This window comes from Geothrix rubra (genome assembly GCF_030268065.1).
Lineage (GTDB): Bacteria > Acidobacteriota > Holophagae > Holophagales > Holophagaceae > Geothrix > Geothrix rubra.
Window position 1 is genome coordinate 1 of sequence record NZ_BSDD01000005.1, and the last position, 24,255, is coordinate 24,255.

General features: G+C 68.4%; 22 protein-coding genes and 1 pseudogene. 12 read left to right on the forward strand and 11 right to left on the reverse strand.

Features of this window, described 5'->3' with window-relative positions:
• The 3 genes and pseudogenes from QSJ33_RS12350 to QSJ33_RS12360 form a co-directional block, all read right to left on the reverse strand.
• A pseudogene (locus QSJ33_RS12350) lies at positions 1-608 on the reverse strand (hypothetical protein); the annotation flags it as partial.
• A 35-nt stretch (positions 609-643) separates the two neighbouring features.
• Positions 644-2,104, reverse strand: a complete 1,461-nt coding sequence (locus QSJ33_RS12355; RefSeq protein WP_285726589.1) for a collagen-like domain-containing protein — start codon at positions 2,102-2,104, stop codon at positions 644-646.
• A gap of 696 nt (positions 2,105-2,800) precedes the next feature.
• Positions 2,801-3,394 carry a hypothetical protein gene (locus QSJ33_RS12360; protein ID WP_285726591.1) on the reverse strand — a complete coding sequence of 198 codons (594 nt, stop codon included), beginning with the start codon at positions 3,392-3,394 and terminating at the stop codon, positions 2,801-2,803.
• 254 nt (positions 3,395-3,648) lie between these two features.
• Here QSJ33_RS12360 and QSJ33_RS12365 point away from each other — a divergent pair, with 254 nt between their 5' ends.
• Entirely contained in the window at positions 3,649-4,476 is an 828-nt protein-coding gene (locus QSJ33_RS12365) for a hypothetical protein (RefSeq protein WP_285726592.1), read from the forward strand.
• Between the two features lie 48 nt (positions 4,477-4,524).
• On the opposite strand, the gene QSJ33_RS12370 is transcribed toward QSJ33_RS12365, so the two are convergent.
• Positions 4,525-5,316, reverse strand: a complete 792-nt coding sequence (locus tag QSJ33_RS12370) for an AraC family transcriptional regulator (protein WP_285726595.1) — start codon at positions 5,314-5,316, stop codon at positions 4,525-4,527.
• Positions 5,317-5,414: 98 nt separating this feature from the next.
• Between QSJ33_RS12370 and QSJ33_RS12375 the strand changes: the two genes are divergently transcribed.
• Complete coding sequence (locus QSJ33_RS12375; RefSeq protein ID WP_285726597.1) at positions 5,415-5,771, forward strand: antibiotic biosynthesis monooxygenase family protein; 357 nt, start codon at positions 5,415-5,417, stop codon at positions 5,769-5,771.
• A gap of 228 nt (positions 5,772-5,999) precedes the next feature.
• Positions 6,000-6,467, forward strand: a complete 468-nt coding sequence (locus QSJ33_RS12380) for a hypothetical protein (protein WP_285726599.1) — start codon at positions 6,000-6,002, stop codon at positions 6,465-6,467.
• A 12-nt stretch (positions 6,468-6,479) separates the two neighbouring features.
• Here QSJ33_RS12380 and QSJ33_RS12385 read toward each other — a convergent pair whose 3' ends face one another.
• Positions 6,480-6,905 (reverse strand): hypothetical protein, encoded by a 426-nt coding sequence (locus QSJ33_RS12385; protein ID WP_285726601.1) that lies wholly within the window; start codon positions 6,903-6,905, stop codon positions 6,480-6,482.
• Between the two features lie 282 nt (positions 6,906-7,187).
• Between QSJ33_RS12385 and QSJ33_RS12390 the strand changes: the two genes are divergently transcribed.
• Positions 7,188-8,189: an oxidoreductase gene (locus tag QSJ33_RS12390; protein WP_285726603.1), complete on the forward strand. Its 1,002-nt coding sequence runs from the start codon at positions 7,188-7,190 to the stop codon at positions 8,187-8,189.
• Positions 8,190-8,627: 438 nt separating this feature from the next.
• On the opposite strand, the gene QSJ33_RS12395 is transcribed toward QSJ33_RS12390, so the two are convergent.
• From QSJ33_RS12395 to QSJ33_RS12410, 4 genes are all read right to left on the reverse strand, one after another.
• The gene (locus tag QSJ33_RS12395) at positions 8,628-9,458 is read right to left on the reverse strand and encodes a hypothetical protein (protein WP_285726605.1); all 831 of its coding nucleotides are present in this window, start codon (positions 9,456-9,458) and stop codon (positions 8,628-8,630) included.
• Between the two features lie 4 nt (positions 9,459-9,462).
• Positions 9,463-11,127: a hypothetical protein gene (locus tag QSJ33_RS12400; RefSeq protein ID WP_285726608.1), complete on the reverse strand. Its 1,665-nt coding sequence runs from the start codon at positions 11,125-11,127 to the stop codon at positions 9,463-9,465.
• Between the two features lie 70 nt (positions 11,128-11,197).
• The gene (gene topA, locus QSJ33_RS12405; protein WP_285726609.1) at positions 11,198-13,675 is read right to left on the reverse strand and encodes a type I DNA topoisomerase; all 2,478 of its coding nucleotides are present in this window, start codon (positions 13,673-13,675) and stop codon (positions 11,198-11,200) included.
• Between the two features lie 150 nt (positions 13,676-13,825).
• Complete coding sequence (locus tag QSJ33_RS12410) at positions 13,826-14,659, reverse strand: DNA-processing protein DprA (RefSeq protein ID WP_285726611.1); 834 nt, start codon at positions 14,657-14,659, stop codon at positions 13,826-13,828.
• Between the two features lie 152 nt (positions 14,660-14,811).
• On the opposite strand from QSJ33_RS12410, the gene rpmB reads away from it, so the two are divergent.
• The 7 genes from rpmB to QSJ33_RS12445 all read left to right on the forward strand — a co-directional run bounded on the left by rpmB (position 14,812) and on the right by QSJ33_RS12445 (position 20,025).
• On the forward strand, positions 14,812-15,003 hold the full coding sequence (gene rpmB / locus QSJ33_RS12415; RefSeq protein WP_285726613.1) for a 50S ribosomal protein L28: 192 nt from the start codon (positions 14,812-14,814) through the stop codon (positions 15,001-15,003).
• Between the two features lie 116 nt (positions 15,004-15,119).
• Positions 15,120-15,815 (forward strand): tRNA (adenosine(37)-N6)-threonylcarbamoyltransferase complex dimerization subunit type 1 TsaB, encoded by a 696-nt coding sequence (gene tsaB / locus QSJ33_RS12420; RefSeq protein ID WP_285726615.1) that lies wholly within the window; start codon positions 15,120-15,122, stop codon positions 15,813-15,815.
• Positions 15,812-16,228, forward strand: coding sequence for a GNAT family N-acetyltransferase (locus QSJ33_RS12425; protein WP_285726617.1), 417 nt, complete (start codon positions 15,812-15,814; stop codon positions 16,226-16,228). The genes tsaB and QSJ33_RS12425 overlap by 4 nt, the downstream gene beginning before the upstream one ends.
• Before the next feature lie 158 nt (positions 16,229-16,386).
• On the forward strand, positions 16,387-16,866 hold the full coding sequence (locus tag QSJ33_RS12430; RefSeq protein ID WP_285726619.1) for an RrF2 family transcriptional regulator: 480 nt from the start codon (positions 16,387-16,389) through the stop codon (positions 16,864-16,866).
• Between the two features lie 38 nt (positions 16,867-16,904).
• On the forward strand, positions 16,905-18,224 hold the full coding sequence (locus QSJ33_RS12435; protein WP_285726621.1) for a cytochrome ubiquinol oxidase subunit I: 1,320 nt from the start codon (positions 16,905-16,907) through the stop codon (positions 18,222-18,224).
• Positions 18,225-18,233: 9 nt separating this feature from the next.
• Positions 18,234-19,259: a cytochrome d ubiquinol oxidase subunit II gene (gene cydB / locus QSJ33_RS12440; protein WP_285726623.1), complete on the forward strand. Its 1,026-nt coding sequence runs from the start codon at positions 18,234-18,236 to the stop codon at positions 19,257-19,259.
• 157 nt (positions 19,260-19,416) lie between these two features.
• Complete coding sequence (locus QSJ33_RS12445) at positions 19,417-20,025, forward strand: OmpW/AlkL family protein (protein WP_285726625.1); 609 nt, start codon at positions 19,417-19,419, stop codon at positions 20,023-20,025.
• A gap of 95 nt (positions 20,026-20,120) precedes the next feature.
• On the opposite strand, the gene QSJ33_RS12450 is transcribed toward QSJ33_RS12445, so the two are convergent.
• Complete coding sequence (locus tag QSJ33_RS12450; protein WP_285726627.1) at positions 20,121-20,900, reverse strand: class I SAM-dependent methyltransferase; 780 nt, start codon at positions 20,898-20,900, stop codon at positions 20,121-20,123.
• Position 20,901: 1 nt separating this feature from the next.
• The gene (locus tag QSJ33_RS12455; protein ID WP_285726629.1) at positions 20,902-22,176 is read right to left on the reverse strand and encodes a DNA methyltransferase; all 1,275 of its coding nucleotides are present in this window, start codon (positions 22,174-22,176) and stop codon (positions 20,902-20,904) included.
• Between QSJ33_RS12455 and QSJ33_RS12460 the strand changes: the two genes are divergently transcribed.
• Positions 22,175-24,253, forward strand: a complete 2,079-nt coding sequence (locus QSJ33_RS12460) for a sensor histidine kinase (RefSeq protein ID WP_285726631.1) — start codon at positions 22,175-22,177, stop codon at positions 24,251-24,253. The genes QSJ33_RS12455 and QSJ33_RS12460 overlap by 2 nt on opposite strands.
• The last annotated feature ends 2 nt before the right edge of the window (positions 24,254-24,255 follow it).

Genomic DNA, 24,255 nt, shown 5'->3' on the forward strand with positions numbered 1-24,255 from the left:
CCCTGGGGTCCCGTGGCCCCGGTCGCGCCGGTGGGACCGATGGGCCCCTGCGGACCGGCAGGGCCGGGCGCGCCGGCCACGGTGGCGGGCGACCAGGCGGAGCCGTTGTAGACCAGGGACTGGCCCGCGGCGGGGGCGGTGGTGGTGTCCAGGGGCACGCCATTGAGGCGGAGCACCACGGTGGCGTTCTGGGTGCCGCCCACGTCGCCGGCCAGGGGGCCGGAGAACTCGAAGGCGCTGCGGGCCTGGAGGGCGGGCACCAGGTCGGTGTCGGGCGTGAGGGGCACGCCGTTGATCACCAGGTGGAGCCTGAGGTTGGGGGTGCCCAGGAGGGAGGCCGGGATGGCGGGCATGCCGGTGCCGCCCAGCTCCACGGCGTAGAGCCCGTTGACCACGGAGACGTCCTGGGGCCCGGAGTTCCACAGCTCGCTGCCCTGGGCGTCGAGGATGGAGAAGGTGAAGCTGCGGGTGCCGGTGACGGGCAGGCCGGCCTCCGTGAGGCGGCCCTGGGTGGCCACGGCGGGGCTGGGCGGGGCGACGGCCTGGGCGTGGAGGCCGGCGGCCAGTCCGAGCAGGGCCAGGGTCAGGAGGGGGCGGCGGAAGGGCATGGAGCCTCGCAGGAGATGGGGATGGCGCGGCGGGTTCAGTAGGTCAGCGTCGAAGGGTCGGCCAGGGTCTGGAAGAACAGGCCGGTGTTGCCTGCGCTGCCCGAGTCCCCGCCGTTGCCGCCGCAGGCGCCGCCGCCGCCTGAGTAGCCGCCGCTCACCCCGCCCGCGCCCGCGGGGCCGCCATTGACGAGCACGGTGGTGCCGAGGGTGGCCCCCGTCAGGGTCGGCGCGATGAGGTGGATGACGCCGCCTCCCCCGCCGCCGCCCGGCCGGTCGCTGAGCGTGGCGTTGCCCGCGCCGCCCTGGCCGCCCCGGGCGGTCACCAGGCCCGTTCCCTGGATCGTGATGCCGTTCCTGGCGGCGAGGGTCAGGAACCCTCCCGAGCCGCCGCCGCCCACGTTCTTGGTGGCGTCGACATCGGTGTAGCCGGCCGTGCCGTCGGCCTTCACCACGCCGCTGACGGTGAGGGTGTCCCCCGCGAAGAGGGTCAGCGTCCCGCCGGCCACGCCCTGGTTCGGCAGGCCGTTGTTCCCGGCGCCGGGGGCCCCGCCGAAGAGCAGGGGGGGCACGGCCATCTGCCGCGCGAGCAGGGCATTGACGGCCACGCCGCCGATGCCGCCGGTGCTGTTCGTGTTGCTCACCGTCGGGGCCTGGCTGGCCACGGGGGAGCCGGCGTTCGCCAGGACCACGAGCGTGCCGCTGATGTTGACGGCGCCCGTGGCGCGGATGATCAGGCCGCTCGGCACGATGAGCGTGCCCGACACGGTGAGGCTCGTGAAGGAGACCCCGCCGGCAGGAGGGGCGGAACTCCAGTCCACGGTGGACCCCAGGCCGATGGTCAGGGGGCCGGCCGAGCCGTCGCCGAACAGGTTGAGCCCGACCCCGGCCGGGCCCTGGGGGCCGGTGGCCCCCTGCGGTCCCGTGGCTCCGGTGGGGCCGACGGGACCCTGCGGGCCGGCCACGCCCTGGAGGCCCTGGATGCCCTGGGGGCCGGTGGCGCCCTGGGGTCCAGTGGCTCCGGTCGCGCCGGTGGCGCCCTGGGGACCGGTGGCCCCGGCAGGGCCGACGAGGCTGGTGCCCGTGGCGGGCCAGGCGCCGGCGGTGAGGGCGCCCTTGGGCCCGTAGAGGACGCTGGCGGCGGTGTCGAGGTAGAAGTCCCCGTCCGCGCCCAGGGCCGCCGCGGGGGCCCCGGTGCCGTTGAGGAGGGTCCGGCCGCCGGGGCCCGTCAGGCCCTGGGGGCCCGTGGCGCCCACGGGACCCTGGGGACCGGCGATGCCGGGCAGGCCGATGGGGCCCTGGGGTCCCGTGGCCCCGGTCGCGCCGGTGGGACCGATGGGCCCCTGCGGCCCCTGGGGACCGGGCGCGCCGGCCACGGTGGCGGGGGCCCAGGCGGAGCCGTTGTAGACCAGGGACTGGCCCGCGGCGGGGGCGGTGGTGGTGTCCAGGGGCACGCCATTGAGGCGCAGCACCACGGTGGCGTTCTGCGTGCCGCCCACGTCGCCGGCCAGGGGGCCGGAGAACTCGAAGGCGCTGCGGGCCTGGAGGGNCCCGTGGCCCCGGTCGCGCCGGTGGGACCGATGGGCCCCTGCGGACCGGCAGGGCCGGGCGCGCCGGCCACGGTGGCGGGCGACCAGGCGGAGCCGTTGTAGACCAGGGACTGGCCCGCGGCGGGGGCGGTGGTGGTGTCCAGGGGCACGCCATTGAGGCGCAGCACCACGGTGGCGTTCTGCGTGCCGCCCACGTCGCCGGCCAGGGGGCCGGAGAACTCGAAGGCGCTGCGGGCCTGGAGGGCGGGCACCAGGTCGGTGTCGGGCGTGAGGGCCACGCCGTTGATCACCAGGTGGAGCCTGAGGTTGGGGGTGCCCAGGAGGGAGGCCGGGATGGCGGGCATGCCCGTGCCGCCCAGCTCCACGGCGTAGAGGCCGTTGTCCACGGAGACGTCCTGGGGGCCGGAGTTCCACAGTTCGTTGGCCTGGGCGTCGAGGATGGAGAAGGTGAAGCTGCGGGTGCCGGTGACCGGCAGGCCGGCCTCCGTGAGGCGGCCCTGGGTGGCCACGGCGGGGCTGGGCGGGGCGACGGCGGCGGCCCCCTGGGCGTGGAGGCCCGGGGTCAGCGCGACCAGCGCCAGGGTCACGAACGTGGCTCGAAGGGACATGGGCGGCTCGTCGGGGAGGGGCTGGGGACGGGGGGGCTCAGTGGGAGGCGGCGGTGGGGTCGAAGCCGTGGCGCACGGCCACGACCTGGGCCGCGTCCGTGGCGGACCGGGCCGCGACGGGTTCCTGGATCACCGGGGTGTTGGCCAGGGTCCCGCCCGTCTGGGCCCGCCCGCTGGCCTGCACCAGGTCGGCCCGGATCTGGCCGGGGGGCAGGGGCGGGGCGACGGTGAGGGCGAAGGTCACCTCGGCGACCGCGCTTCCGCCGCGGGCGACCACCCGCAGGCCCTGGATCGTCCGGGGGGCCACGGAGGCGTCCACCTGGAGCGCCAGGGTCCCCGAGGAATGGTCCGCGGCGATGCTGCCGCTTCCCGTGACGCCCGCCGGGGCGCCGTCCAGCGTGAGGGTCAGGGGCCCCTGGTAGTCCAGGAAGTGGGGCAGGGGCCGGGGCGCCGTCACCGTCACGAAGCCGCCGCCCCCGGCCGGGATGACCAGGCCCGCGGGCGTCACCTGCACCTGGAAGGACCCCGTCGAACTGTGGCCTTCGTCGTGCTTTCCGCCGAAGCAGCCCGCCAGGGGCAGGGCCAGAACGACCGCCAGGGCCGCAGCCAGAGAACGCCTGTCTTTGTGCATGGGAGGCTTTCAAAAAAAGAGGATGAGACCTAATTTCACGACGCCTTTTGCGTCCCGTCAAGCCTGTGGTAACAGGTTTATCCGGCTGGCCCCGGGCCCCGTCTGGTCCTGGATCCATGTCATTTTTTAATAGGGATGGGATGGTTTCTATTTGGATTAATACGGGTTATACAGCTTGTTCCAACATAAAATTAACTGGTCTCCCACAACCCGCCCGGGCTACCCTCGGGGCCGCCCTCTGGAGGTGGGCTTCCATGACGCACACCACGCTCCGCTCCCTCGTCTCCCGCCTGGCCTTCCTGGTGGCCCCGGCCCTGCTGGCCCAGGGCGGGCCCATGCCGCCGCCCCCGCTCATGCTGTTCGTCCACGAGGCGGTGAAGCCCGGGCGCGGCGCCGCCCACGAGGCCACCGAATCCGCCTGGTCCCGCGCCCTCGCCCGGGGCAAGGCCACGGACCACTACCTGGGCATGAGCGCCCTCACCGGGCCCTCCGAGGCCCTGTTCATCATGGGCTACGGGTCCTACGCGGACTGGGAGGCCAAGCAGGGCGAGCTGGACCGGGATCCGGCCCTGAAGCTGGAGGTGGAGAAGGTCGCCCAGCAGGATGGCGAGCAGCTCAGCAGCACCCGCAGCGTCCTGGGGACCCTGCGGCCGGACCTGGGCTACGGCCCGCCGGTGGAGATCGGGAAGATGCGCTACATGCGGGTGCGCACCTTCCGCCTCAAGCAGGGGCAGGGCAAGGCCTTCGAGGCGGGGGTGAAGACGGCCCTGGCCGCCTACGGGAAGAGCCACTACCCCGCCTCCTTCGCCTTCTACGAGGTGGCCGCCGGCGCCTGGTCGCCCACCTACATCGTGCTCCGCCCCCTGAAGAACCTGGGCGAGATGGACGCCTTCGACACCGCCGACAAGGCCTTCATGGAAGCCCTGGGCGAGGAGGGCCAGAAGGCCATGCAGAAGGTCTTCACCGACACCGTCGCCGGGGTGGAGAACCAGCTCTACGCCTTCAATCCGAAGCTGAGCTACCCCGGCCCCGACACCGTCGCCAGCGATCCCGCCTTCTGGACCCCCAAGCCCGGGAAGTAGGCGGCGGGGAAGGGCGGTCGTGGGCCGCCCTTCCGCCCCGTCCTGGGCTCACAGGCAGAACTCGGAGCCCTGGAGGAAGGCCCGGGGCGGGGCGCCCACGGCGGCGGTGAAGGCCCGGGTGAACTGGGCCTGGTCGTAGTAGCCGGCATCGAGGGCCAGGCGGGTGAGGGAGGCCCCGGGTCCGTGGGCGCGGAGCACCCCGCGCAGGCGGAGGATGGCGGCCAGCTGCTTGGGGGAGGCGCCGACGCTGCGGCGGAAGCGCTTCTCCAGGCCGTCCACGCTCACGCCGAGCCCGCGGGCCAGGGGGCCCACCCGCGTCCCGCCCGGGTCGGCGCGGAGGGCCCGCAGGGCCGCGCCCACGAGGGCGTCCCCCCGCCAGTCCCGGCGCGCCAGCCGCTGGCAAAGGAAGGCCTCCAGCGCCTCCACCCGCGCCCGGGGGTTGGCAGCGGCGCGGATGCGGGCGGCCGCCGCCGCGACTTCGCCGGGATCCAGCAGGTCCTCCAGGGCCACGGTCGCCCCGAAGAGCCGGTGCAGGGGAAGCTCCAGGAAGGCCCCGGCGCCCCCGGCGCGGAACCTGGCCACCACGAGGCCGCTGCCCCGGTCCGTGAGCATGTGCCGGGCCGTGGCCCGCAGGCCCGTCACCACGTGGTCGGGCACGGCGATCCGGGCGGCGCCCTCCACCAGCCGGGAGGCCCCCGCGTAGCGGAAGCCCAGCACCAGTCCCGGTTCCGGGGGCAGCATCCGCAGGGTCTCCGCGTCCGCCTCGAGGACCTGGAAGGCGCGGACGAAGGGGGCGAGGGCCTCGCCCGGGGCGAAGGTGTGGACCTGCATGGGGGACATGCTAGCGGGGCGGAGTTCCTGAATTCATACAAGTTCCGGGAGGCCGTCACGACAACCATCGGGGAGCGGCGCGATCCGCCCGCCCCAAGGAGACCCCCATGACCGCCTTCACCCTCGATCCCGGCCGCACGCCCGCCCAGGCTGTCCGCCTCGACGCCTTCCTCCTCCCCGAGGCCGCCCGGGCCCCCTTCCTGGAACGGATGGCGGAGAACCTGGCCTTCCTCCGCACCCTGCCCGGCTTCCAGGGCCACGTGGTGCTGGAGAAGCGGCGGGGCGAGGGCGCCTACAACCTGGTCACCCTCGCCGCCTGGGACAGCCAGGAGGCCCTCGACGCCGCGGGCCTGGCGGTGCGGGCGCACCACCAGCAGCTGGGCCTCGACCTGGCCGGCACCCTGGCGGGCTGGGGCGTGCAGCTGGTGCGGGCCGACTACGCGGCGCCGGCGGGCCTCTCGTGAGGGAAGACCCGCCGCAGGGGCCGGCGCGGGCCGGGGAAATCCAGGGGGCGTGCGGGCGCGGCGCGGGGCGCCGGCCGCGGGTGCGAAAGGACGGCGGAAAGGGCGGGAATCGCTCACGCCCGCGGTGGATCTGCCGATAGGCGGGGGAAGGGAATCCGACCTTCCCCCCCCATCCCGGTTCCGCAGCCCCTCAACCCTGCTTGCAACGTGTCAAGGGAGGCACCGCCCATGACCAGGCCCCTGTGTACGCGCCTCGCCGTGCTGGCCCTCGGCGGCTCCCTCCTGTCCGCCGCGCCGTCCTTCGACACGGTCAAGGCCCCCGTCCCCCGGAAGGACGCCGCCCAGCTGGCCCTCGCCTTCCCCTCGGACTTCCGGCCCGAGCAGGGCGTGTCCTGGGACGGCCGGATCGGCTGGAAGGCCCCGGAGCGGGTCGCGGTCTTCGCCGTCGCCCTGGAGCTGTCGCTGAAGGAGGTCGTCCGTCCCGACAGCCCCTTCCACCTGAGCGTCACGGTGGTCCGGGCCGAGAAGCGCACCGGCACCTTCGTCGTCGAGTTCGCCATCCTGGATCCCACCGGGGAGAGCGTGGAGTCGGTCCAGGTGGAGGGCGTCGGCCCCACCAACCACCGCATGGACGAGGTCTATCCCGCCGTGGCCGGGCAGATCGTCGCCACCTTCAAGAAGAACGTCCTGCAGTAGGCCGCGGCTCGGCTACCGGCGCCGCCCCAGCAGGGCCATGCCCAGGCCCAGGAAGGTGAGGACGAGGGCGGCGGCGAGGACGGTGCGCAGGGGCACGGCCTTGCGGTCCTGGAGCTCCGTGCGGACGCGGCCGGGGCGGTCGCTCCAGCGGTTGCCGCTCTGGGTGGTGACGCGGAACTTCCGCACCTCCGTGCTGGGCAGGGGCGGGCGGGCGCTGGTCTGGGATTTCCCCTCGGCGTCCTCCCAGTGGTAGAAGGCCGTGCCGGCCATGAGGGGCTCGTCCGCCCGCGTCACCGGCGTCCCCGGCTTCAGCACCACCTCCATGGCCGGCAGGCTCCCCAGGAACCCCTGCGCCGGCTGGTAGCCCACCGAGAACACCACCGCCAGCGCCCCCAGGGCGATCCCCAGCAGCGACAGGATGATCCCGGTGTTCCGCATGGCTGGCCTCCGGAGGGGTGGCACCATCCTAGCGGGAGCGGCGGAAAACGGAGAAAGGCGGGAACACCGATGCACACCGAAAAGGCATGATGAACACCGATCAAGACAGAACCGCGTAAAGGCCTGCCTTGTTCTTATCTGTGTTGATCAGCTTTGATCGGTGTTCATCGGTGTTCCGTTTTTCATCTGTTCCCCGATGGGATTCCAGGGCGCAGGTCCTGGCGCGTTCCGGTGCCGGGCGGCATCCCAGGTACCCTCGAAGCGTTTCTTGGAGGAGCCCCCATGCCCAGCCCCCAGACGCCCCTGCCTTCCGGGTTCGGACCCGCGACCACGGCCCGGGAGGTGCTGCGGGGGATCGACCTCGGGGGGCGGGTGGCGGTGGTGACGGGGGGCTCGGCGGGGCTGGGGCTGGCGACCACCCGGGCCCTGGTGGAGGCGGGGGCCACGGTGGTGGTGCCGGCCCGGAACCTGGCCAAGGCCCAGGGGGCCCTGGCGGGGCTGCCCCGGGTGGAGGTGGCCCCCCTGGACCTGCTGGATCCGGCCTCCATCGATGCCTTCGCGAAGGGCTTCCTGGCCTCGGGGCGGCCGCTGCCCATGCTCATCGCCAATGCCGGGATCATGGCCACGCCCCTGGCCCGGGACGCCCGGGGCTACGAGCAGCAGTTCGCGGCAAACCACCTGGGGCACTTCCAGCTCACGGCGCGGCTCTGGCCCGCGCTCCTCAAGGCCGGACGGGCGGGGGGCGCCCGGGTGGTGGCCCTGTCCTCGCGCGGCCACCAGCGGGCGGGGGTGGACCTGGACGATCCGAACTTCGAGCGGCGCCCCTACGACCGCTGGCAGGCCTACGGCCAGGCCAAGAGCGCCAACGTCCTCTTCGCCGTGGCCCTGGACCGGCGCGGCGAGCCCCACGGCGTGCGCGCCTTCGCCGTGCACCCCGGCGTGATCCTCACGGACCTGGGCCAGCACATGACCGAGGAGGACCGGCAGGCCTTCGGCCTCACGGCGGCGGACGGCCCCGGCACTGTGCCCCCGGGCCGCTCCGTGGCCGAGGGCGGCGACTTCAAGACCGTGGAGCAGGGCGCCGCCACCTCCGTGTGGTGTGCGGCGCACCCCCAGCTCGCGGGCCGGGGCGGCGTCTACTGCCAGGACGGCGACGTGGCCCCCGTCCTGCCGCTAGGGGCCCCCGGCACCGTCGGCGTGCGCCCCCACGCCATCGACCCCCAGATCGCCGAGCGACTGTGGGCCCTGAGCGAGCAGCTCACGGGGGTGAGGTTCGAGGGGTGAGGCCAAAAAAGCAAAAGGCGGGAACACCGATGAACACCGAAAAGGCATGATGAACACTGATTAAGGCAAATCGCCTCACGGCCTGCATTATTTTTATCGGTGTTTATCCGCTATTATCAGTGTTGATCGGTGATCAGCTTTGTTTCTTTTCTCTGGATTGATTCCGGGCCGCTCTGACATGTATCTGCGGAGGCAGGCGGGGCAGCGGTGTGGGGCGGAGAAAAGCGGACATAAAGCCCTGTCTTGCTCCGTTTTCCTCAACTCCTCCAAAGTCCTCCGCTTCAACAATTCCTTGACCCCGACCCTGCAGAACGCCTGGGGAGCCTAAGCGAACGGCTCACGGCGGGGTTCGGTCCGAGGAGTAGGGCAGGGAATTATGTGGAAGAAGAGGGGTGAGATTATGGTTACGAATTGCATAGCTGCATAAAACATTTGATCTTACAAGAAACGCAATTGAAGGTTATCGAAAGTTGTTTTAATTTTTATATCATCCAGTGGGCCAAAATCGGATTCGCACCAAAATAATCTAGCTGTGCGACTAAACTCCTCATTAATAATAGACCAATCTTTACTAAAAATAGGATTGGTTTCATGGATAAAATTGGTAGTAATAACATGGTCACATATCAATAAATTGAGTGACCTAATTAAATTTTCCATGGAAGCGATTGATGTCTGTATTGTTCCAAAATTCACCGAGACAACAGATGAGTTGTAGGGTTCAGGTAAATTTAGTTTTTGCGCATTGTTAGCCCCTATGTGCCCAGCTGCATGAACGATACAATGCCGAATTTCGCATAAGTTTTCATAATCTTGAAGAGAAGCTTTCACTGATTCATTTTTATTTATATCAAGGCCAATGATGTTTAATATTTTTGCTTTTATTTCTTTGCTTCCAGAGAGCGGATCCCGGTCTATAAGTGCTAGGCCCATTTGTTCATGTTTATACCAATCAATTGAACCAAAGCGAATTTGCATATCATAGCATCTATTTCTGCAATTTTGGTTAATCGCCACGAGAGAGCTAAGTATGGTCCTCACATATTTTTCTACGAAAGATACTATTCCAAGGATTACTAATCCACCAAGGTTTGGGTGAGTTTTTAATTGGGCTGGTGTAGCTAATTTGATAATGTCATTTGATTGTGAAATGTATGAATCAATTGGGCTGGAGGGGTAAAGGATTGGGGTAATCGTAAAGTAGTCTGTAGTTTCTACCCTGGCCTCGGGAAGAACAGTATTAGGTGAGAATAGATCATGAATGGGCATATGATTAGGCCAGAGTTAATTCTTGAGCTTGTTGCCAGATCTCATTAGCCCAGTGGCGCCCAATTCCATCAATTCTATATAATTGTTCAATAGCATTTTCGGGTAATAGGTCCGCAAGTGTATTGAAATATCCAGACCTTAATAGAGCTTCTTTTTTGTTTTGAGTTATTTTTAATACATTGATTGGTTGTTTGATGATTTCTGAATATATGCTCGTATCTGATAATCTTGATCCACAAGTCATACAATATTTTGCTTCCCCATTTAGTCTGGGTGTTCGGCAAACGGGGCAGGGGGGTAGTTCTAAAGAGCATCGTTCATCAAGTTTTCCAGAGAGCAGTGATAGGTAACTTATGCGATGATTTACATTATCGGGGCGTTGTATAAATTCAACAAGTTGACGATATGATCTACCTCTGCTTTTAATCAAAGTTTTATGCTGAATTTGGAGACCCAGATGGATTAAGTATCTATTAAATAGGCCGCTTTCACCCTGAGAAATCTGCTTCCTTCTAAATAGAATCCCAGCATATTCCATGAATTGAATCAGCATGTCATATCTAGCGCTATTTTTTTCTTCGACTGCAAGATATATACTGTGTTTATTGTTTTTGTAGTTATATGTTTTTATTGCTTCTAAAAAGTATCTATAAAGTTCACTGCCGCATTGAATATAGTTTTTAAATCTTGGCACTTTAATAGAAATGGACTCATAAAGCGTTTCAATGTATTGATTCCATTCGTTGATCGCTTCCCACCCATTTTGAGATGCGCCTTTAGTCGGATTTCTGGTTTCTGCGTCGATATAGTAACTGCACATTAAAATGAATGCCCTCGGAATCCCGGAAGCAGCAAAGGCGAGTAGTTCAATTAGGCCATCCTGTTTTTTTAATAATTGTAATTCTTCGGGTAGAACTCGTTTTTCGAGGAGTCCTATCATATGCTCAAGATAGGATTGGTTTTCTGGTTCAAGCCCTACTGGTATGATCTCGGCATCATGTCCGACATTAAATCTAGCGCCATAAGATGTGACACCGGGATATACAGCGGCTTTTGGACTTACAAGGAATTTGTTTAATCCGCGAAAAACATCGAAAAATTCTCGCTGAAATTCGGGTGTAAATGCATGAGCTGCATCGTCCAAAAGCAGAATTACGCGCTTTCTATTTGCCATTTTTGCGATAGCTAACAAGATTTCACAGGTCTTGTCCGGGCTTAATTCAATTTCGGTTTCGTCAAATGTCCCACCTTCGAGTGACTCGACGAATCTCGTTAATTGGGTAGGATTGATTTCAAATTGTTCTAAAATGGATAAAGCAGCAATGTTAAGATAATCTGTAGAGTTGATGCTTGATAAAATTATTTTGCTTAGAACCCAACGGCGAAAGGTTATTAACGCTGTTGGGCGGTTGTGACCAGCATCCTCGACTCTAAAATATTGTGAATAATTTGTGTAGACGGGTAATGGGTGATCAATGGAATCAAGACATTTGTAATATGTTTTTTTAAACAACATGCTTTTGCCCGCCCCGCGGGGCGCGCTCAACAATTTCGCACCTCTACCCGTGAGTTTTTTTAGTATTGTGCCATCGTCTATATCTTTATAGTATTCAAGTAATTCATCTCGAGATAATTTCTCTGCATGTTGTTCAAATCGATTTTCGCTCATATTTCCTCGATTGTAATCGCTTATTTGAGAATATGGCAATTGATTTGAAAGCTTGTCGTGGTATCTGCTTTTATCCCATCGGCTCTTCATGCCCGCACTTGGGGCAGAGGAGCACCTGGATGGGATCCTTGCCGCGGGGCTTGCGGGTCTTTTCGCCCATGGTGGGGTTCTTGCACGCGGGGCAGGTGACGGGGACGGGCTTGTCCCAGGCGGTGAAGTCGCACTTGGGGTAGTTCACGCAGCCGTAGAAGACCTTGCCGAAGCGGGTCTTGCGGGGGCTGAGGCCGCCGCCGCACTTGGGGCAGGGGACGGCGAGGATCTCCTTCTTCACCGTCTTGCAGGTGGGGTAGTCCACGCAGCAGACGAACTCGCCGTAGCGGCCGTGCCGCTTCACGAAGCCCTTGCCGCAGTTGGGGCACTTCTCGCCCGTGGGCTCGTCCGGGGGCACGGGGATGCCCTTGGGATCGGCCTTCACGATGCCCTTGCACTTGGGGTAGTTGGGGCAGGCCCAGAAGGGGCCCCACTGGCCCTTGCGCAGGTTCATGGGCGTGGTGCCGCAGAGCGGGCACTCCGGCGCGTCCTCCGGCTCCTCCATCTTCTCCAGGTCGGCGGTGTAGTCACACTGGTCCTTCTCGGCCTCGGCGCCGTAGTTGGTGCAGCCCACGAAGAGGCCGTTGCGGCCGATGCGCTTGAGCAGCATGCCGGGCTTGCGCTTCCGGTCGCCGCACTTGGGGCACTTCTCCCCCGTGGGCACGCCGGCCTTGAGGTTCTGCATGTCCTGCCCGGCGGCCTTCAGGGCCTGCTCGAAGGGGCCGTAGAAGTCGGTCATGGCCTTCTTGAAGGTGAGCTTGCCCTCCTCGATGCGGTCGAGGTTGCCCTCCATGCCCGAGGTGTACTTGGGGTCCAGCAGGTCGTGGAAGCCCTGCAGCAGCAGGTCGGTGACCGTCATGCCCAGGTCGGTGGGCTTGAAGCGGCCCTCGTGCTTCTTCACGTAGTCCCGGTCCTGGATGGTGGCGATGATGCTGGCGTAGGTGGAGGGGCGGCCGATGCCGTCCTCCTCCAGCTCCTTCACCAGGGTGGCCTCGTTGAACCGCGCGGGGGGCTTGGTGAACTGCTGGTCGGTGTCGAGCTGCTCCAGCTTCAGGGGCTCGCCCAGCTTCAGGGCCGGCAGCAGGCCCTCCTCGCCCTCGTCGTCCTCGTCGCCCTTGGCGGCATCGGCGATGGCCTCGGCGTCCGCCTCGGTGGCGTCGGCCCGGTACACCGCCAGCCAGCCGGGGAAGCGCTCGATCTCGCCCTTGGCTTCAAATAAGGCCGTCTCCTTCTTCCCCAGCTCGGCTTCCGTCTGCACCACGGTCTCGTCGAAGCGGGCGGCCTCCATCTGGCTGGCCATCGTCCGCCGCCAGATGAGGGCGTAGAGGCGGAACTGGTCGGGCTCCAGGTGGCCCCGCAGGCTCTCGGGGGTGCGGGTGATGTCCGTGGGGCGGATGGCCTCGTGGGCGTCCTGGGCCCCGGCCTTGCCCGTGTAGACGCGGGCCTTGGCGGGCAGGTACTCCTTCCCGTACTTCTTGGCGATGAACTCGCGGGTGGCGTCGATGGCCTCGGGGGCCATGCGGGGCGAGTCGGTGCGCATGTAGGTGATGAGGCCCACGGGCCCCTGGCCGAAGTCCACGCCCTCGTAGAGGCGCTGGGCGTTCTGCATGGTGCGGCTCACGCTCATCTTCAGCTTCTGGGCCGATTCCTGCTGCAGCTTGGCGGTGGTGAAGGGGGCGGCGGGGTTCCGCTTCTTCTCCTTCGTTTCGAGCCCGGTCACCGTGTAGGCGGCCTTCTCCAGCTTGGCTTTCAGATCCTTGGCCTGGGCGGCGTCCGCCACCCGGCGCTTCGTCTCCTTGTTGCCGAGCTGGAGGGCCTCGCCCCCGAGCTTCACCAGCTTCATCCAGAAGCTGGGGGGCAGCTTGGCGGCGAACCTGCCCTTCACCACCCAGTATTCGACGGGGACGTGGGCCTGGATCTCCCGCTCGCGGTCCACGATGATGCGCACGGCCACGCTCTGGACGCGCCCGGCGCTGAGGCCGCGGCGCACCTTGTCCCAGAGCACCTGGCTCACCTTGTAGCCCACCAGGCGGTCCAGCACGCGGCGGGCCCGCTGGGCGTCCACCAGCTTCTTGTTGATGTCGGTGGGGGCGGCCATGGCCTTGGCGATGCCCGCGGGGGTGATCTCGTTGAAGAGGACCCGGCTCACGGGGAGGCTCTTGGGGGGCTTGATGGCCTCCAGCAGGTGCCAGCTGATGGCCTCCCCCTCGCGGTCGGGGTCGGTGGCGAGCACCAGCTCGTCGGCGGTCTTCGCGGCGGCCCGCAGCTCCTTGACCACCTTCTCCTTGGCCGGGCTGATCTCGTACTCCTCCTGGAACCCGTTCTCGATGTCCACGCCCAGCTTCTTGGGCAGGTCCCGGATGTGGCCCACGGAGGCCATGACCTTGTACCCCTTGCCGAGGTACTTGGTGATGGTCTTCGCCTTCGAGGGGCTTTCGACGATCACGAGCTTGGTCACGGTACGACTCCTATGGGGGCTAAGCCGCCTATCCAGAACACCTTTTCCATCTCAAACCGGGGGCGCCGGAAGGCGCCGTCACAGGGCGCCAGAAAAAACGCTGTCTGCCCTGAACGGCCCCTAAGCATGGAACCGATGGCCGGCGGTTTGTCAAGTGACCCGGAGCGCACCGAGGTCCTCCAGGAGGTCCTCCGGGGAGCGGCAGAGCCGCGCCGCGCCTTCCCGCAGGAGGGCGTTGGGCCCCTCGGCGGAGGGATCCTCCGGTGACCCCGGGCACACCCAGAGCTCCTTCCCCAGGTCGAGGGCCAGGCGGGCGGTGACCAGGGAGCCGGAGGCCAGGGCCCCCTCCACCACCAGGACGCCCTCGGTCCAGGCCGCCAGGAGCCAGTTGCGGCGGGGGAAGTGCCACTTCCGGGGCGGCGCCTCGGGCGGGAAGGGGGTGAGCACCCCGCCGCCGGCCGCGACGAGGCGATCCATGAGCGGCCGGTGCTCAGGCGGGTAGGGGTGGTCCAGCCCCGAGCCCAGCACGCCCCAGGTGGCGCCGGCCTGGAGGGCCCCTTCGTGGGCCGCGCCGTCGATGCCCCGGGCCAGGCCCGACACCACGGCCACGCCCGCCGCCGTGAGCGCCTGCGCCCAGGCCCGGGCGCGGGCCTTCCCCCGGGCGCTGGCCTGGCGGCTGCCCACCACGGCCACGCGGGGACCCGGGGGCGGCAGGGTGCCCCGCACCCACAGGGCCACGGGGTAGGGCAGGGACGCCAGGAGGGCGTCCACGCCGGGATCACCCGGCAGCAGCAGCCGGGCGCCGCGTTCGGCGGCCTCGGCCTGGCGCCGGGGCAGGTCGGCCAGGAGGGCGGCCAGGGCGTCGGCGGCGGCCGGGGGCAGCGGGGGCACCCGGTCCGCCTGCAGCTCGGCCCAGAGGGCGGCCTTCTGGCGCTCGGGCCAGTCCAGCAGCGTGAAGGCGAGGGCCCAGGGGCGGAGATCCATGCGGTGCCGGGAAGGTGGTCCCCATCCTGGGCCGGAGGGGCCGCGGGACGCAAGGGCGGGAGGGGCCGCACCGCCCTTTCCCCTTGCGTTCCGGGGATGGGCCGCTAGACTGGTTCTCTTGGCTGTTCCGCCCTTTGGCCCGTGAGGTTCCCATGTCCCGTCAATGCGAAGTCTGCGGCAAGAAGCCCCAGTTCGGGAACAACGTCTCCCACTCCAACAACGTCACCAAGCGCCGCTGGAATCCGAACATCCAGCGCGTGCGCGCCCTCGTGGGCGGCACCCCCAAGCGCATGCGCGTCTGCACCTCCTGCATCCAGGCCGGCAAGGTCCTGAAGGCGGTCTAGGTCCCAGGCAGCACCCCGAAGCGGCGGCCTGCGGGCCGCCGCTTCGCGTTCCGACCCGCCGCGGCCAACCGCCAACTGCCAACTGCCCACTGCCCACTGCCCCTTACACTGATCCCATGCTGCTCGCCCTCGACACGACGACTGAGATCCTCCACCTCGCCCTGATCCAGGGGGCGCGGGCCTGGACGCGGCGGGTGACCTCGGGCCCGGGCCGGGGGCACAGCGAGCGGCTGATCCCCGCCCTGGACGCCCTGCTGGCGGAGGCGGGCGGCAAGCCCGCGGACCTCACGGGCGTGGCCGCCTGCGTGGGGCCGGGCGGGTTCACGAGCCTGCGCATCGGCGTGGCCACGGCCGAGGGCCTGGGCCTCACGGGCCTGCCCACCTGGGGCTTCTCCGCCTTCGCCTTCCGGGCCGAGGCCCTGCGCCAGGCGGGCGTGGCGGGGCCCCTGTGGATCCTCCTGGACGGCCAGCGGGGCGAGGCCTTCCACCAGCGCTGGGAGGCCGAGGCCACCGAGCCTGCCGCCAAGCACCCCCTGGCCACCCTGGCGGACCGCGTGACGGGCGAGCCCTGGTGGGCCCCGGAGGCCTTCGCGCCCGCCGTGGCGGCGGTGCTGCCCGCGGGACGGATCACGTTGGCCGACGAGGGCGCGGCCATGCTGGCGGGCCTGGTGGCCGTGGCCCGGCGCGTGGCCCAGGGCCCGCCGGAGAACCCCCTCACGCCCTTCTACCTGCGCGAGACGGACGCGGAGCTGAACTTCCCCCACGCCGCCGCCCACCTGCCGGAGACCCTGCGCAAGGGCGTGGCGCGATGAGCGACGCGGTGCAGCGCCTGGCCCCCGGCGAGCCCCTGCCGGACTGGGTGGCGCGGCTGGACCGCACGGCCTTCGGCGCCGCCTGGAAGGATCCCGCCGCCCACGAGGCCCTGTGGGTGGTGCCCGGGGTGGCCTTCGCCCGCTGGAGCCGCGTGCCCGCCGCCGGCGAGGCCGAGCTGCTGCGCATCGCCGTGGATCCCGCCCACCGGGGCCGGGGCCTGGGCCGCCTGCTGCTGGAGGCCTGCCAGCGCGACCTGGCGGAGGAGGGCCTCGTCCACCTCTTCCTGGAGGTGCGCGTCTCCAACGCCGCCGCCATCCGGCTCTACCGCGCCTGCGGCTGGGAACCCTGCGGCCGCCGCCCGGGCTACTACCCCGACGGCGAGGACGCGGCCCTGTTCCAGCGGGAGCCCTGAAAACGCATGTGATTTCCAAAAAAATCAATGCGTTCAAAAATTGATTTCAAAAATATTAAACAAAAGGATACAACACTCCTTTAAATAGGTGACCTTGGGGTGTTGACCAAGGTGACTGGATCGGTAATGTTACTGGCCAGGTCATCTTGCGGGGCTCCATGATCGGCATCTCACGGCAGACGGATTATGCGGCGCGGCTGGTGCTGCACCTGGCGGCGCTGCCGGAGGGCACCCAGGTGTCCATCGCCGAGATCTCCGCCCTGCGCCTGCTGCCGGTGGCCCTGGTGCGCCGCCTCGTGGGGCCCCTCGCGAAGGCGGGCATCCTGCGCACCTCCCGGGGCACGGGCGGGGGCATCCGCCTGGGCCGCGCCGCCGCCGCCATCTCCCTGCTGGACGTCATCGCCGCCGTCGAAGGGCCCGTGGTCCTGAACCAGTGCCTGGACGGCCGGCACACCTGCCCCTTCACGGGCGCCTGCCCCGTCCAGGACGCCTGGGCCGCGGCCACCCGCGTCCTGGAGGCCCACCTGGCCGGGGTGCGCTTCGACGCCCTGGCCCGCGATTCGGAGCGGCACCTCGCCGCCCACCTGTCCCGCCACGCCGCCGTCCGCAAGACGGCAAGCACCTGTCCAGTCGCCTAGCCGTACCCCCCGACACCCACCCCTGAAAGGAGGACACCTTGGATGTCCTGGCCCTGTCGCGCCTGCAATTCGCAGTCGCCACCTACTTCCACTTCCTGTTCGTGCCCCTGACGCTGGGGCTCTCCATGCTCGTCGCCATCATGGAGACGATGTACGTGCGCTCCGGCGACGAGGATTACAAGCGCATGACGAAGTTCTGGGGGAAGCTCTTCCTCATCAACTTCGCCGTGGGCATCGTCACGGGCCTCACGCTGGAGTTCCAGTTCGGCACGAACTGGTCCCGCTACTCGGCCTACGTGGGCGACATCTTCGGCTCGCTGCTGGCCATCGAGGCCACGGCGGCCTTCTTCCTGGAGTCCACCTTCATCGCGGTGTGGTTCTTCGGCTGGGAGAAGCTCTCGAAGAAGGCCCACGCCACCACCATCTGGCTGGTGGCCATCGCGTCGAACGTCTCGGCGTTCTGGATCCTCGTGGCCAACGCCTGGATGCAGCACCCCACGGGCTTCGTCATGCGCCACGGCCGCGCCGAGCTGGCGGATTTCGTGGCCGTCATCACCCAGAAGTTCGCCATCCTGGAGTTCATCCACACCCTGGGCGGCGCCTACCTGACGGCGGGCTTCTTCGTGCTGGGCATCTCCGCCTGGCACCTGGTCCGGAAGCAGGAGACGGCGTTCTTCCGGAAGTCCTTCCGCGTGGCCGCGGTGTGGACCCTGGTGTTCGCGCTCTTCGAGATCGCCCAGGGCCACATGAACGCCGAGATCCTCAGCCAGGCCCAGCCCACCAAGCTGGCGGCCATGGAGGCCCACTGGGAGACGGGCCGGAACGTGCCCATGAACCTCATCGCCTGGCCCGACGCCGCCCACGAGCGAAACGCCGTGCAGGGCCTTTCCGTGCCCAGCGGCCTCAGCCTGCTGGCCACCTACTCCACGAACGGCGAGGTGAAGGGACTGAAGGACTACCCGGCCGCCGAGCGCCCGCCGGTGCTGCCGGTCTTCCTGAGCTTCCGGGCCATGGTGGGCCTGGCCTTCCTCTTCCTGGCCGTGGGCCTCTGGGCCTTCCTCAAGCGCCACACCATCACCGAGCAGTCCCGGTTCCTGAAGGTGCTGCCCTGGCTGATCCCGCTGCCCTACCTGGCCAACGAGCTGGGCTGGACCATCGCGGAGCTGGGCCGCCAGCCCTGGATCGTCTACGGCCTGATGAAGACCTCCGACGCGGTGTCGCCCCTCTCCACCGGGCAGGTGGGCACGTCCCTGGTGGCCTTCTTCCTGGTCTACGCGCTGCTGGGCGCCGTGGACTTCTACCTGCTGTTCACCTTCGCCCGCAAGGGCCCCGAGGCCGCGCCCGCGGCGGCGAAGTAGGAGGCGACGATGTTCGAGACCATCTGGTTCGTGATCTGGGGCGTGGCCTGGGCCGTCTACTTCATGCTCGACGGCTTCGACCTGGGGCTGGGCACGCTGTTCCCCTTCCTCGCGAAGGACGAGACAGAGAAGCGCATCCTCGTGAACGCCATGGGCCCCTTCTGGGACGGCAACGAGGTGTGGCTCATCACGGCGGGCGGCGTGACCTTCGCGGCCTTCCCGAGGGCCTACGCCATCATGTTCTCCGGCCTCTACACGCCGCTGATGCTGCTGCTCTTCGCGCTCATCCTGCGGGGCGTGGCCTTCGAGTTCCGAAACAAGGTGGACAGCGCCCCCTGGCGCGCCACCTGGGACACCTGCCTGGTGGCGGGCTCCTTCCTGCCCGCCCTGCTGCTGGGCGTGGCCTTCGCCAACATCTTCCAGGGCCTGCCCCTGGACGCCGCGGGCCTCTTCCACGGCAACCTGCTCACCCTGCTGAACCCCTACGGCCTGCTGGGCGGCGTGCTCTTCGTGGTGATCTTCGCGGTCCACGGCGCCCTGTGGCTGGCCACCCGCACCGAGGGCGACCTGCAGGCCCGGGCAGGGTATTTCGCGACCTCGCTCTGGTGGGTGGAGGCCGTCGTGGCCGTGGCCTTCCTGGCGATGACCTGGTTCAGCACGCGGCTCTGGCAGCACGTGCTGGCGAAGCCCGTCCTCCTCGTGCTGCCGCTGCTGGCGGTGGCGGGCCTGCTGCTGACGCGGGTCTTCGCGGCGAAGGGCGCCTGGTGGAAGGCCTGGTTCGCCTCCTCGGCCCTCATCCTGGGCGCCGTGCTCTTCGGCGTGGCGGGCCTCTTCCCGGACCTGCTGCCCTCCAGCCTGGACCCCGCGGCCTCGGTGACGGCCTTCAACGCCGCCTCCAGCCCGCTCACCCTGAAGATCATGCTGGGCGTGGTGCTCTGCTTCCTGCCCATCGTCATCGGCTACCAGGTGTGGGTGTACCTGACCTTCCGCGACACGCTCACGGCGGAGAGCATCCGCAAGGGGCCCGCGTACTGAAAAAGCTGGAACCGCGAATGGCGCGAAGGGGCGCGAATCGAGGTCTGCCTTTCCATTCGTGTGACGTCGTGTCATTCGCGGTTCGTCGTTCAGGTCTCTGAATCCACGACATCCCTCCCCGGGGGATCCGCCCCCGGGCCTTCCAAGGAGAATTCCCATGAAGACCTACGTCCTGCCGGTGGCCCTGGCCGCCGGGCTGCTGGGCTCTGCCCCGCTCCACGCCCAGGAGGGCCCCTGGATGGTGCGCCTCCGCGCCGTCGCCCTCCAGCCCGCCGACAAGTCCGACGCGGCCCCCGGCATCCCGGCCGACGCCATCCACGTCAGCTCGAAGACCATCCCCGAGGTGGACATCAGCTACTTCTTCACGAAGAACCTGGCGGCCGAGCTGGTGCTGACCGTCCCCCAGGAACATGACGTGACCCTGGCCGGCACGAAGATCGGCACCTTCAAGGAGCTGCCGCCCACCCTCACGGCCCAGTGGCACTTCCTCCCCGGTCAGACCGTGGATCCCTACGTGGGCCTGGGCCTGAACCTGACGCTCATCTCCGACGTGAAGCTGGCGGGCGGGGCCCTGGACCTGGACAAGTCCAGCGTCGGCCCCGCCGCCCAGGCGGGCGTGGACTTCAAGGTGGCGAAGCAGTGCTTCATCAACCTCGACGTGAAGTACGTGCAGCTCCGCAGCGACGTGAAGGCCGGCGGCACCAAGGTGACCACCGTGAAGGTGGATCCCATGCTCTACGGCGTGGGCGTCGGCTACCGGTTCTGAGCGGAAAAGCTGGAACCGCGAATGGCGCGAAGGCACGCGAATGAAACGAGGTTGTTTTCAATTCGCGCCCATTCGCGTCATTCGCGGTTCGTGTTTCAGGTGTTGGAGGCGATGAGGACCAGGTCCTGGGCGGTGGGGCTCCAGGGCTCGCCCGTCATGCCGCCGAGGATGTCGTTCGCGGTGAAACCCGTGCGGGCCAGGGCGGCTTCGAGTTCCGCCCGGCGCCAGCCGCGGAGGACCACCTCCCGGGCCGCGACCAGCTCCAGGGGCGGCTCGGCGCCGGGGCGGTAGCGCAGGGTGGCGGGGGTGAAGATCACAGTGCCGTCGGCCTGGGGCGTCATGAGGCGGAGGAAGACCGTCTCGCCGTCCTCCCCGGGCCGGACGTTCACGGGGAAGGTGCGCTCGTTGCGGTCGAGGATGCGGTCGTAGTTCAGGAGCTGCAGCAGCACGGGGGCGCCGGGGGCCAGGCGCGACGCCAGGCCCGCCAGGAAGCGGTCCAGCGCCGCCTCCGTGGCGAGGTGGGGCAGGGTGTTGCCCACGCAGATCGCGCCCCCGAAGCCGGGATCCACCAGCTCCGCCAGGGCCGCGAGGTCGCCTTCCACGAAGCGGGCCGGGGGCAGGTCGGGGGCGGCGGGCAGGGCCTCTCGGGCGGCGGCGAGCTGGGAGGGCGAGGCGTCCACGCCCGTCACCCGGTGGCCGAGGGCCTGGAGGAAGCGGGTGTGCTCGCCGGTGCCGCAGCCCAGGTCCAGCAGGTCCAGGGGCGCATCCCCCAGCACGCGGCGGAGCAGGGGCGCCTCGCGCGCCAGCCGCGCGGGCCAGGCGATGAGGCCGCGGTAGTGGATCCGGCCGTAGGGATCGGGCGTTCCGGCGTCCATGTCAGCCCTTCTGGAAGAGCACCACGCGGTTGCTGTTGGTGCCCTTGCCGTTGTTGGCCACGCCCCAGATGTGGGCGGTCTTGGTGAAGGCCTGGGCGTTCACCAGCACGCCGTGGGCCCGGAAGCCCGCGGCCAGGCCCAGGGGCAGCACCACCTCATCGAGCCGCAGCTTCCCGCCGCGCACCTCGCCCACCTCGAAGGCCACGAAGCCGCCGGGGCGGGTGACGCGGAACAGCTCGGCGAAGACCTCGGCCATGGCCCCGGACCAGGCCGCCACGGTGCGGGGCGTGCTGAGGCCCCGGCCGATGGCCTCGGCGTCCAGCCCGTTGAACCAGCAGCGCAGCCAGTTGTCGCCGGCGTAGTCGACGACGTCGAGAAAGGGCGGGGAGGTGACGGTGAGCTGCACGGTGCCGTCCGCCAGCTCCGGCGTGGCCCGGGCGTCGCCGGTGAGGAGCTGCGGGTCGGAGGCGGCCAGGTTGCGGCGCTGGGCCTGGTCCAGGCCCCCGAGGAGCTGCCGCGTCTTCTTCAGGATGAGGGCCCGCGTGTCGCGGTAGGCCGGGGCCTGGTTCCGCCGCGCGTTGAGCTGCCGCTGCTTCTCGGCGGTGACGGCCTGGTTGGGCGGCAGGGTGTAGACCGAGAAGAAGCCGGGGCTGTGGCCCGTGAGGCGGTTGGTGGCCACCATGCGGATCCAGGCGTCCACGTCGTCGAGGGTGCCCCGGGCCTCGCGGTCCAGGCACCAGTCGCGGAGGCCGCGGATCTCGGCCACGGTGTCCGGGTGGAAGAACATGGCGAGGTCCAGGCCGTCGTCGGCGCCCCGGCGGGGGATCTGGTCCAGGCGCGCGGCCACGGCCAGGGGATCGGGCGGCGCCAGCCGGGGGGCCGCCAGGATGCGCGAGAGGGGATTCACGTCGTTGGCGGCCACGCGGCGGCCCAGGAGGGCGGCCTCCACGGCGGTGGTGCCCCGGCCGCTGAAGGGATCGTAGACCCGGTCGCCGGGGTCCGTGAGGCGCGCGATGAAGTGGCGGGGGAGCTGGGGCTTGTAGCAGGCGCGGTACGACACTTCGTGGAGGTTGGCGGCCTGCCGCTGGCGGGCGGTCCAGAGCTCGGCGGCGAGGCGCGGGTAGGGCCCGGCCGCGGTCGCCACCGTGTCCCACACGGCCGCCGCCTCCGGGGCCGGCAGGAAGCCCGCCAGGAAGGCCTGCCGTTCCGCCTCCGCCATCCCCACCGTCATCCGCGTCTGCCCCTCGTCGAGGATCCAGGATAGCCTGCTGGGCATGGCCCCCTCCCGATCCCGGCGGCACCCCGAGCTGACGCGCCTCTACGTGGCGGTGGGCCTCGGCGCCCTGATCGTGATCATCATCCTGGGCTACAAGGCGCTGAGCGGGCGCATCGCGGACGCCGGCCTGGACGCCCCCTCCCGCTGGGCGCTCATGGCTGTGGGGGTGGCCAACGCCCTGGCCATCGGGACCCTGTTCTTCATCGTGGCGCGCAGCGTGGCGAAGCTCTACTTCGAGCGTCGCAGCGGCATCCTGGGGGCGCGCCTCCGCACGCGCCTGGTGCTCACCCTCTTCGTGGTGGGCATCGTGCCCAGCCTGATCCTCTTCCTCGTGGGCCGGAACTTCATCAACAAGAACGTGGAGCGCTGGTTCAGCCCCGAGACGGAGCAGGTGATCCGCGAGGGGAAGAAGGCCGCCGACGACCTCCGCGCCGCCAGCCGGGCCCGCCTGGATTTCGGCACCGAGCGCCTGCTGGCCTCGCCCTCGGACGACCCGGCCCTGATCCGCGCCGCGGCGGGCCTGGACCTGGTGGCCTACCTGGGGCCCGGCGGCGGGGGGACCGTGCGGTCCCTCGACCTGCTGCCCGGCCCGCCGCCCCCGGAGCTGGCGGTGTTCTCGGGCACCACCACCCAGCCCACGCGGGAGGGCGCCTGGCTCCTCCAGGCGGTGCCCCGCGGCGACGGCCTCTGGATCGCCGGGGTGTTCATCCCCCGGGAGGTGCAGGAGCGCCTCCTGGCCCTGGAGCACCGGTTCCGGGAGAGCCAGCAGATCCGCGCCGCCCGGGATCCCCTGCAGACCCTGCCCCAGAGCACCTTCCTGTTCCTGACGCTGCTCACCCTCTTCTTCGCCGTGTGGTCGGGGCTGGCCCTGGCCCGGTCGCTGTCGGAACCCATCCGGGCCCTGGCCAAGGCCGCCCAGCGGGTGGGGGCGGGGGACCTGGACGTGCAGCTGCCGGAGCTGGGCGAGGACGAGCTGGCCTTCCTGGCCCGCACCTTCAACGCCATGACCCGCGACCTGAAGACCAACCGGGCCGCCATCGAGGCCCAGGCCGGCCGCCTGGAGCAGCAGCGCGCCTACCAGGACCAGCTGCTGGCGGCGCTGCCCGTGGGCGTCATGAGCTGGCGGGCGGACGGGGAGCTGCGCACCTTCAATGCCGCGGCCCTGAGCTGGCTGGGCCTGGAGGGCTTCGACCCCGCCGAGTCCACCTGGGCCAGCGTGATGCAGCTGCCCCGCCTGGGCCGGCTGCCGGAGCTGGTGGCCCGGGTGCGGGAGACCCGCCGGGGCGTCCAGGAGGAGCTGCGCCTGGGCGGCGAGGGCGAGGGCCGTCCCGTGCGGGCGGTGCTGGAACCCCTGCAGGGCGGCGGCGTGCTGGCGGTGCTGGAGGACCTCTCCCTGCTGGCCCAGGCGGAGAAGCGCGCGGCCTGGCAGGAGGTGGCCCGGCGCATGGCCCACGAGGTGAAGAACCCGCTCACGCCCATCCAGCTCACGGCCCAGCGCCTGCTGCGGCGGGGCCGGGACGGCCGCCTGGATGCGGCCTCCGTGCAGGAGGGCGCCGAGACGATCCTGGCCGAGGTGGCCAGCCTCTCGCGCCTGGTGGACAGCTTCAGCCGCTTCGCCCGCCTGCCCGTGCCCCAGTTCGCTCCCTGCGACCCCGCCGAGCTGCTGCGCCAGGTGGCCGCGCTCTACGAGCCGAATCATCCCGACATCCGCTGGCGCCTGGAGGTGCCGGAGGAGGCCCTCAGCGCCCTCTGGGACGGCGACATGGTGAAGCGGGCCCTCATCAACCTCGTGGACAACGCCCTGGCGGCCCTGGAGGGCCGGCCCGGGGCCATCGACCTCAGCCTCCAGGCCGAGGGGGACCGCCTGCGCTTCGACGTCGCCGACGACGGCCCCGGCGTGCCGGAAGCCGACCGGGAGCGGCTCTTCGAGCCCTACTTCTCCACCAAGCGGAAGGGCACGGGCCTCGGCCTGGCCATCGTCCGCCGCATCGCCCAGGACCACGGCGGCGATGCCCGCTACGAACCCCTGGACCCCGGCAGCCGGTTCAGCCTGGTGCTGCCGAAGGGGAAGGGCTAGGC